The 8,927-nt window shown below is 45.9% G+C and carries 8 protein-coding genes; 5 read left to right on the top strand and 3 right to left on the bottom strand.

Translation table 11 applies throughout. From position 1 onward, the window contains the following. Positions 1-27: 27 nt before the first annotated feature. Positions 28-1,617, bottom strand: a complete 1,590-nt coding sequence (locus NG796_RS24145) for a pre-peptidase C-terminal domain-containing protein (protein WP_261209795.1) — start codon at positions 1,615-1,617, stop codon at positions 28-30. A 242-nt stretch (positions 1,618-1,859) separates the two neighbouring features. On the opposite strand from NG796_RS24145, the gene NG796_RS24150 reads away from it, so the two are divergent. Further along, complete coding sequence (locus NG796_RS24150; protein ID WP_261209797.1) at positions 1,860-2,021, top strand: hypothetical protein; 162 nt, start codon at positions 1,860-1,862, stop codon at positions 2,019-2,021. A 63-nt stretch (positions 2,022-2,084) separates the two neighbouring features. Here NG796_RS24150 and NG796_RS24155 read toward each other — a convergent pair whose 3' ends face one another. Beyond that, positions 2,085-2,216: a hypothetical protein gene (locus NG796_RS24155; RefSeq protein ID WP_261209799.1), complete on the bottom strand. Its 132-nt coding sequence runs from the start codon at positions 2,214-2,216 to the stop codon at positions 2,085-2,087. Positions 2,217-3,006: 790 nt separating this feature from the next. On the opposite strand from NG796_RS24155, the gene NG796_RS24160 reads away from it, so the two are divergent. From NG796_RS24160 to NG796_RS24170, 3 genes are all read left to right on the top strand, one after another. Further along, positions 3,007-5,493: an ATP-dependent Clp protease ATP-binding subunit gene (locus NG796_RS24160; protein ID WP_261209801.1), complete on the top strand. Its 2,487-nt coding sequence runs from the start codon at positions 3,007-3,009 to the stop codon at positions 5,491-5,493. A gap of 143 nt (positions 5,494-5,636) precedes the next feature. Then, positions 5,637-6,809 (top strand): DNA cytosine methyltransferase, encoded by a 1,173-nt coding sequence (locus NG796_RS24165; RefSeq protein ID WP_261209804.1) that lies wholly within the window; start codon positions 5,637-5,639, stop codon positions 6,807-6,809. Between the two features lie 136 nt (positions 6,810-6,945). Further along, positions 6,946-7,485, top strand: a complete 540-nt coding sequence (locus tag NG796_RS24170; RefSeq protein WP_317619352.1) for a restriction endonuclease — start codon at positions 6,946-6,948, stop codon at positions 7,483-7,485. A 141-nt stretch (positions 7,486-7,626) separates the two neighbouring features. Here the strand turns inward: NG796_RS24170 and NG796_RS24175 are convergent, their stop codons facing one another. After that, the gene (locus NG796_RS24175; protein WP_261209806.1) at positions 7,627-8,529 is read right to left on the bottom strand and encodes a WD40 repeat domain-containing protein; all 903 of its coding nucleotides are present in this window, start codon (positions 8,527-8,529) and stop codon (positions 7,627-7,629) included. 161 nt (positions 8,530-8,690) lie between these two features. Here NG796_RS24175 and NG796_RS24180 point away from each other — a divergent pair, with 161 nt between their 5' ends. Continuing rightward, the gene (locus NG796_RS24180) at positions 8,691-8,906 is read left to right on the top strand and encodes a hypothetical protein (RefSeq protein WP_261209808.1); all 216 of its coding nucleotides are present in this window, start codon (positions 8,691-8,693) and stop codon (positions 8,904-8,906) included. The last annotated feature ends 21 nt before the right edge of the window (positions 8,907-8,927 follow it).

The raw sequence follows: 8,927 nt of genomic DNA on the forward strand, positions 1-8,927 counted from the left end.
TCCAGTTCAGTGAGATGAATGACAACCCTAAATCAAAGCCAACCCTTGACTAAAATCAGGAGTTTCCACCGGGTTAGCTGCTAACAAGTTGGCGAAGTCATTTCCTCCGGTAAAGGATTCATTAATAATGGAGTCTGCGGTTACAGTTCCCAATCCACCACTCAAATCATTCGCAGCATTTCCATTAGCTGTAAAGGTTTGAATCGCTGAATCATTGGCAGTATTGAAACTGCGGGGATTGATGAGTGGGTCGTTGCCGAGATTGAGCGTTGGACTGCTATTGGTGTTTACTGACGCTGAACGAGGTTGCAGCGATAGTTGCAAGTCGTAGTTGGTGTTATAGTCCTCAGAAAATGGAAAAACTCTCAGGTAATATGTTCCGGCTTCTACAGCTTGATTAATACTATCATTTGAGAACCCATCAGCCAATTCTCTCGTAATAATATCGCCATCTCCTACATCGATTACTCCATTGCTGTTGAAATCTTTAATTAGCTGAATTTCGGTAGTATCGGTGAGAGATCCTAGGGAAATATTCAAATTACTGTTGTTGTTAACTGTGAAGAGATAGATATCATTAGCATCAGTATAACCAACAAAATCTCTAAAGCTACGGGGTTCAGTTCCCACAACCCCAATATCTAAAGCAGTATTGAGAGTATTTCCGGGATTGGCTGGTGTGGTACTGGGTTTAGAAGAGAAACGGAACCGCAAGTCATAGTTGGTGTTGCTGCCAGAGGAATCCGGGTACACTCGCACATAATAAGTCCCGGCTTCAATAGGCCGGTTGATATTACTATTCCCGGAAGAACCTGCCACTCCTGTCCTAATAATATCCCCATCTCCTCTATCGATTTCTCCGTTTTGGTTGAAATCCTTAATGAGTTCAACTCTTGCAGTTTCAGTCACGGCACCGAGGGTTAGACCAAACTCTCCATTAGAGGGAACAGTGAATCGATAATAATCAGTAGAGTTATCTGTCCCCACAAAATCTCGGATCTCCAAACTTTCAGGAATGAAACCCAAATCCCTGGCAAAACTGAAGGTGGTATTGGGTGGGGGTGGTGGATCGCCTACAGTTACTGGTGGCGGGGGTGGTGGCGCAACGGGACCGCCTGGTGAAGCGGTTCGTCCTTCCCGGATTCCAGCGAATACATAGTGTTGGAGTGCTTGTTGGAAGTTGAAACCTGCTGCCTGTAAATCCGGGTTGGCAGCGAGATAAAAACTCACGGAAAAATTCGGTGCGGAAGCTCTTCCTTCGTTGATGCCGAATCCTCGGAAATGGTCGAGAAGTTGCTCGTTATTGAGTCCAGCAGCGGCTAAGTCTGGATTGGCGGCGCGATAGAAATTGGCATCAAAAACTGAGGAAAAGCTGCGTCCTTCTGCAACTCCGAAATTTTGTAAATGGTCGTACAATTGCCGGTTACTGGTTAATCCGGCAGCGGCTAAACCTGTATTGACGGCGCGATATAGGTTGAGATCGATGTAGGGGGAAAAAACTCGTCCTTCGTTGAGTCCATTATTGAGCAAATGTTGGAAAGCTTGCGGGTCGTTTAAACCGGCTAAATCCGGGTTGACGGCGCGATAAAAGTTTAAATCGGCTAAGTTGACTGGCATAATTGACCTCTTGTCAAAGTGTTGAACAATTAGAGGGTTCTCAGGAGGTGAGGGAGGCATCGGTGCTTTCTCTGGGGATAACGCGGATGCTAGTTTTGAGTTGGTTCCTCTTGAGGCGCGATCGCAGCCATTAAAAAACCCCAGTTTAGGGTTCTTTCAGGAGTCGGTACAGGAAGCTGTCTCATGGGTAGACAGGGACTGTAACCGATGTCCGATCGCTCTCTAATCTGTTACTAGGAGAGGTGTGGAAAAATTATGCACAGTCTTCGGATCTTGGGGATTTGAGGCGCGATCGCCCCTTTGATCCAACGATGGAAGGGAAAGACGAGGCACAGCCTCCAATGGGGCATTATCAGGCAAAACTTGGGAACCAGCAGAAGGGTGGAGCATTGGGGAAAATTTAGCTCAAGTTGGGATAGTTTTGTTCAGGTAACCCCCCATGCTGTATCGATGTGGGCAGGTTACCATTACTCTACGGATACAGACCCTTGTGCATAGGCATTCACACACAAATCTCGGGTAACCTGACCTGATAAAATAGCGGCTTGTAACTCGCTTAAGGCGTCCAATTCTTCTAAAGTACAACAGTTTTCAAACATCACACGGAGTTTTTGTTCGGTTGTAACACTTAAATAACCTGTTTGTAATACTTGCTTAATAATATCAGAAATCATCGCTGTACGCTCCTGTTCAACCTCGGTAAAGCCATAAATTTAGTATGTATCCCAGGAAACAATTCGCCAGTGATGTAAATTTACCCTGGGGTGCGATCGCGATCGCCGTAGTTCCCCCCCTGCACTCGGACTCCATTTTTTGTTAAAATCTCAACAGATCATTCAATATCAAGAAACCTTCTTTTTTTTCTAGCACAGACTACCCTTGAGCGTCTAAACTTGATCTGAACCCATCTAACTGAATAGTTCTAACTCAGCAGTATTCACCCTGGAAGCAAATTCTGGCTCTTTCCCAACCCCAAAAACCCCTCTATTCAATGTCCTGTAACATTCCAACCGGCGTCGATGCCCACTCAGGCAGCGACCAAAACTCCCAATTTAACAGCGTTCTATCCCCTACTCACTCCTGCTTTGAACCCGCGTCAATTTTGGAGTAGCGGTCATATTTCCGTTGCAATTTCCCCTTTCATCCCAATGAAGCTTGACAACGGATTCGGGAATCGAGTAAACCTAGCCCTAGGAGCCTCTGTTGTCTTCGTTAAGGAACCGTCATCCCCATCAACCCTCCACCGATGCTCCCTTTCAGGTGAGCCGATCGGCACTCAGACGGCTACTACTCCTGAGAGATTACGGATGTCTGCACTCCCGAAGTACACCAATTGAGATACCTTAGAAGACAGAACTACATAAAACTTTACAGTCAGGAAAAATCCTCATGTTTGAGTATTTCACAGAAAAGTCCATAAAAGCGATTATGTTGGCGCAGCAGGAAGCTCGCCGCCTCGGTCATAATTTTGTTGGGACCGAGCAGTTACTCTTAGGATTAATTGCCGAAGGAACTGGCATTGCTGCGCAGGTCCTCAAATCCGAAGGCGTCACCCTGAATAAAGCCCGGGTAGAAGTCGAAAAAATCATCGGTAGAGGCAGCGGCTTCGTTCCCGTGGAAATTCCCTTCACCCCTCGCGGTAAAAGCATCTTAGAAATGTCCCTCCGGGAAGCCAGCCAACTGGGACAACAATATATCGCCACCGAACACCTCCTCCTTGCCTTAACCCAAAGCCGGGAAGGGGTTGCTTTTAAAATTTTAGAAAACCTCGGCGTCAGCCTGGAACGAGTCCGTGCCGAAGTCATTAAACGAGTGGGGGAAAATCCTGCACCCGCCGGTGCTGTTTTTGGCGGGGAACGGGGTCGGGGTCTGGGGTCTCAAAAAGCCCTGCAACTCAGCGAATTTGGGGTGAACCTGACCGAAAAAGCGATGGAAGGGACTCTGGATCCCGTGGTGGGACGGACGAAAGAAATCGAACGGATTATTCAAATTTTGGGACGTCGCACCAAAAATAATCCCGTCTTAGTCGGGGAACCGGGGGTGGGTAAAACCGCGCTGGCGGAAGGATTGGCGCAACGCATCGCTAATCAGGACGTTCCCGAAACCCTCAAAGATAAACGAGTATTTACCCTGGATATGGGGTCAATCCTGGCTGGGACCCGCTTCCGGGGAGATTTTGAGGAACGCATCAAAATGATTATGGAGGAAGTGCGTCAAGCTGGGAATATCATCCTGGTGATTGACGAAATCCATACCCTGGTTGGTGCTGGTTCTGTGGAAGGCGGGATGGATGCAGCCAATCTGCTCAAACCGGCATTGGCGCGGGGAGAGTTCCAGTGTATTGGTGCAACAACGTTAGATGAGTATCGCAAACATATCGAACGGGATGCGGCGTTAGAACGACGCTTCCAACCTGTCACTATTGGCGAACCGACAATCCAAGAGACGATTGAGATTTTGCAGGGTGTTCGAGTGCGGTATGAAGAACATCACAAATTGACGATTTCTGATGAAGCGCTGGTTGCTGCTGCGGAATTATCGGAACGATATATTACCGATCGCTTTTTACCGGATAAAGCGATCGATTTAATTGATGAAGCGGGCTCCCGAGTGCGTCTGCGCAATGGCAAAACTCCCTCGGTACTACGAGAACTGAAAAAACAACTCACCGACGTGACGTTAGAGAAAGAAGAGGCAGTTCGTGCTCAGGAATTTGAGAAAGCCTCCAAATTGCGCGATCGCGAATTAACCCTAGAAGAAGAACTGGATCAACGCATCAAAAACGAACACGCGGAAGTCCAAAATACCAAAAATCTCGTGGTTACCGGGGAAGATATCGCCCAAATTGTGGCATTCTGGACCAGCGTTCCGGTGAGCAAACTCACCGAATCTGAGTCTGAGAAACTGATGCTAATGGAAGAAACCCTGCATCAACGGTTAATCGGTCAAGAAGAAGCGGTTAAAGCCGTTTCTCGTGCCATTCGTCGTGCAAGGGTTGGCTTAAAAAATCCCAACCGTCCGATCGCCAGCTTCATCTTCTCCGGTCCTACGGGAGTCGGCAAAACCGAACTCACCAAAGCCTTAGCGGCTTACTTCTTCGGGTCAGAAGACGCCATGATTCGTCTGGATATGTCCGAATACATGGAACGTCATACCGTCTCTAAACTGATTGGTTCTCCTCCGGGATTCGTCGGATATGACGAAGGGGGACAACTCACGGAAGCAGTGCGCCGTCGTCCCTATACGGTGATTCTCCTCGACGAAATCGAGAAAGCACACCCGGATGTGTTTAATCTCTTGCTACAAGTCTTGGAAGATGGACGCCTGACCGATGCCAAAGGGCGCACGGTAGACTTCAAGAATACCCTGTTAATTATGACCTCAAATATCGGGTCTCGCGTCATTGAAAAAGGTGGCGGGGGATTAGGATTTGAGTTTGCTGACAACCGCGCCGAAGCTCACTATGACCGAATTCGCAGCTTGGTGAATGAAGAACTGAAAAATTACTTCCGTCCGGAGTTTCTCAACCGTTTGGATGAGATTATTGTCTTCCATCAGTTGACTAAGGATGAAGTCACAGAAATTGCAGAAATCCTGTTGCGTGACTTGCTAAAACGCTTGGTTGAGAAACAGATTAGCCTGGAAATCAGCGATCGCTTCAAACAGCGCGTCGTAGAAGAAGGGTATAATCCCAGCTACGGTGCACGACCCCTCCGCCGAGCCATTATGCGCCTGTTGGAAGATCATCTCGCCGAAGCGATGTTATCCGGAAGGCTGGATGAAGGAGATTCCGCAATCATTGATCTTGATGAAGCAGGAGAAGTGGTGGTACATCGTGTGGAAGGGCGATCGCTTGTGTCTCCTAGCACTCGATAAGGAATAGAGATTGATAGAGGGATAAGTTCCCTCTAAATTGATGAAAAGGCGGGGGAGAAATCCTCCGCCTTTTCTGATACAATGAGCGAAGCTGGGGATAATTGCGATCGCCCCAAATTTAACGGGATAAAAGAGGAACGGGAGTGAGTGAACATCGACCCCTAAAAGCTGTCGAATTATTTGCAGGAATTGGCGGTTTTCATTTAGGGATGGCAGCGGCGAATATTCAAACCATTTGGGCTAATGATAGCAGTGAATTAGCCGCCCAAGTGTACCGGAGTAACTTTGGTGAAGCATCTCTGCGGTTTGGGGATATCACGCAAATCGACATTGCTGAGATTCCCTCTCATGATATTTTAACGGCGGGGTTTCCTTGTCAACCCTTTAGTGCTGCCGGGAAAAAACAAGGGATTCGCGATCGCCTCCGAGGAACCTTGTTTGAACGGATTATCGAAATCTTAGATAAAAAACAGCCGCAGTATTTCTTTTTAGAGAATGTCAAGCGGATGCTAACGATGGAATCCGGATATCACTTCCGGGTGATTTTGGATGCACTCTGTGCCTTAGATTATTTTATAGAATGGCGAGTGATTAATACCCTCAGCTTTGGACTTCCCCAAAATCGCGATCGGATTTTTATTTTTGGAACCCGCATTAACTCATCCCAAAGCTATCTGGAACTCCTGGAAAACTATTCCGTATTTTTAACTCAACCCGATGTAGAAGCTATTCAAGTCAATAGCCAACTCCAGTCTAAGTTTACCCCAATTTCAAGCCATCCTAGCAAACTTCCCAACTGGGGAATTGCCTATCAACGAAAAATGTACGCCGAACCCATACCTCCGTTGGCAGACATCCAACCGAGAAAGAAACTCCGGGATATTCTGCAAGAGGAATTTGAGGTAGATTCCCAGTTTGATTTTACCCCAGATACCCTCGAAAGAATCAAGCAAAGTAAAGCTGTCAATCGGTATTGTAATGGAGTAGAAATCCTGTACAATCAAGGAGGTGGAGCGAGGCTCGGTTATACTATTTTTGGTATTAATGGAATTACCTCAACCCTGACAGCATCGACTTCCAGACACTATGAACGATATCGAGTAGGAGATAAATATCGCCGATTAACTCCTGTAGAATATGCAAGATTAATGGGGTTCCCCGATGACTGGTGTCGTGTTTCCAGAATTTATGATCGCTATGCTTTATTCGGCAATGCGATCGCGCCTCCCTCTGTCGCCTGGGTTGGCAACAGAATCGGGCAAAAAAACATTGACTTAAATCAGCGTAGTTGGCAGCAACTAACTTTAGCCTTATGATTAGGAGAATTATCAATAAAGGCAACCCCTGACTTTAGCTGCATTAAAGACAGAAGCAAGAGAATTTGCTAGACAACTGGCGACTATACCGATTCCCTTATATGGGATTACAGATGGTAAAGCCGTTGGAACTTACGTGGAAACAGCCTTCAATGAATATTTAGCACTGCGATACGCCTACAAAAGCGGGAGTGCTGCCAGCGGGATTGATTTTCCTGATCTAAACGTGGATTTAAAAGTCACCTCGATTAGACAGCCTCAGTCTTCCTGTCCATTTCGAGATCCCAGTCAGAAAGTGTTTGGATTGGGGTATCATCTATTGGTTTTTACCTATGAAAAAACAGATGAGCGGGTCTCCCATCTTTGTTATTTAAAATTTTTAAATATTGTTTTTGTGGAAGGAGAATACACAGCGGATTATCAAACAAGTTATGGATTGAGAGAAATTCTCCGTCGTCACGGGAACAAAGATGACATCATTGCATTTTTAGAAGAACGGAACCTCCCTTTAGATGAAATAGGCAGAGAACTTTTAGCGGATCGCATCATCAGTCAACCTCCAAAACAAGGATTTTTAACAATTTCCAATGCTTTGCAGTGGAGATTGCAATATAGAAAAATTATTGATTTAGCCAATAGCGGTGACACGCAAGGAATAGAAAATTTACTGATATAATAATTATGCATAACTGTTAGAATTGGAAGAAGGGCGATAATAATGCCGTTTCTTCAATTCATAGAACCGACTTCAGTTGTTTCTGAACAGTCGTAAAGTTATCCTAACCTTAATCCAAGAGCCAACCCCTCAAGTTCCTCCTTATCGCGGACTAAACTTAATCCGATAAACCGAACCCGGATACTCCTTAAATATTTTACTCACCTGACTCCGTAAATTCCAAAAGCGCACTGTATTATCTTCACTGGCAGAGGCTAAAATTTTCCCATTGGGACTAAAACTGACACTATAAACAATATTCTGATGGTCCCGTAACGTCACCAACAAAGCGCCATCTACACTGCGCCAAATTTTCACAGTTTTATCCGCACTTGCGGACGCAATTAACTCGTTATCTGGACTAAAACACACATCTAACACGGCGTTTTGATGACCCGTCAAGGTGCGAACTTTGCCATGACGACCCCAGGAAATATCGCGCACCCATAATTTCACCGTACCATCCCCACTTCCTGAGACTAATTGATTGCCATCGGCACTAAATTTAACGCTATAAACACTATCCTCGTGACCTTCTAAAGTTCTTAAGCAAATTCCATTGAACTGCCACAATTTGACGGTACCATCAGCTAATCCCGATGCAACTAAATTGCCTTGTGGCATAAAACTAATATCAAAAATTCCGGCAGATTGTCGTTTAATCGAAGAAATTAATGTGCCATCTCGTTTCCAAAATTTCAAGGTTTTATCAGCACTGGCGGTCGCAATCCGATTCCCTTTTGTATTAAAGTCAACCCCAAAAACTTCCGCGCTATGTCCTTTTAGAGTGGTTAAAAAGGTTCCATCTCGACGCCAAAGCTTGACTGTTTTATCTGCACTAGCAGTTGCAATGAGTTTACCATCCGGACTGAATGCCACACTCAAAACGCTATCACTATGGCCGTTGAGAATCGTATCTACACTGCCATTGAGTTGCCAGAGTTTAGCCGTTGTATCAGCACAGGCAGCAGCGATCGCACTCGAAAGGGTGGGAGAAAAAAACATATAAAAGTCAGCCCGGTTTGGAGTCAGCAGAAGTTCAGGGGTATCTACGATTATAAAGGGTTAAGGTTTGACTTTTTTCTCGTTGAGAGCAATGCCTATTAAAATAACTCAAAATAGACCGAAAATTGTCTATAATAGCCACATCATACGGGAGAGGTTATATGGGGTTAACAAGTGAACTGCGCTGGTTTTATCCGGGTGTTCCACCGGAGGCGATCGCCGATTGGTTTGCCACCCAATGTCCTCAACAAGGGCCAGTGAACCCAGAAACCCGAGATGATTTATATCTGTTCACTCTAGACTGTGATTATCTTAATATTAGTGCGATTCGTTCACGCGAAAAGCGGAGGGTAATGCCCGAAGTGTGCGCGTGGTAATGGTCTCGGCAGACGCCGTGT

The organism is Laspinema sp. D2d (assembly GCF_025370755.1).
In the GTDB taxonomy this organism is placed as follows: Bacteria; Cyanobacteriota; Cyanobacteriia; order Cyanobacteriales; family Laspinemataceae; genus Laspinema.

Bases quoted from the DNA above. Each gene is read 5' to 3' on its own strand.
- NG796_RS24145 (WP_261209795.1), bottom strand. From the start codon at position 1,617: ATGCCAGTCAACTTAGCCGATTTAAACTTTTATCGCGCCGTCAACCCG.
- NG796_RS24155 (WP_261209799.1), bottom strand. From the start codon at position 2,216: ATGTTTGAAAACTGTTGTACTTTAGAAGAATTGGACGCCTTAAGCGAG.
- NG796_RS24175 (WP_261209806.1), bottom strand. From the start codon at position 8,529: ATGTTTTTTTCTCCCACCCTTTCGAGTGCGATCGCTGCTGCCTGTGCT.
- NG796_RS24160 (WP_261209801.1), top strand. From the start codon at position 3,007: ATGTTTGAGTATTTCACAGAAAAGTCCATAAAAGCGATTATGTTGGCG.
- NG796_RS24180 (WP_261209808.1), top strand. From the start codon at position 8,691: ATGGGGTTAACAAGTGAACTGCGCTGGTTTTATCCGGGTGTTCCACCG.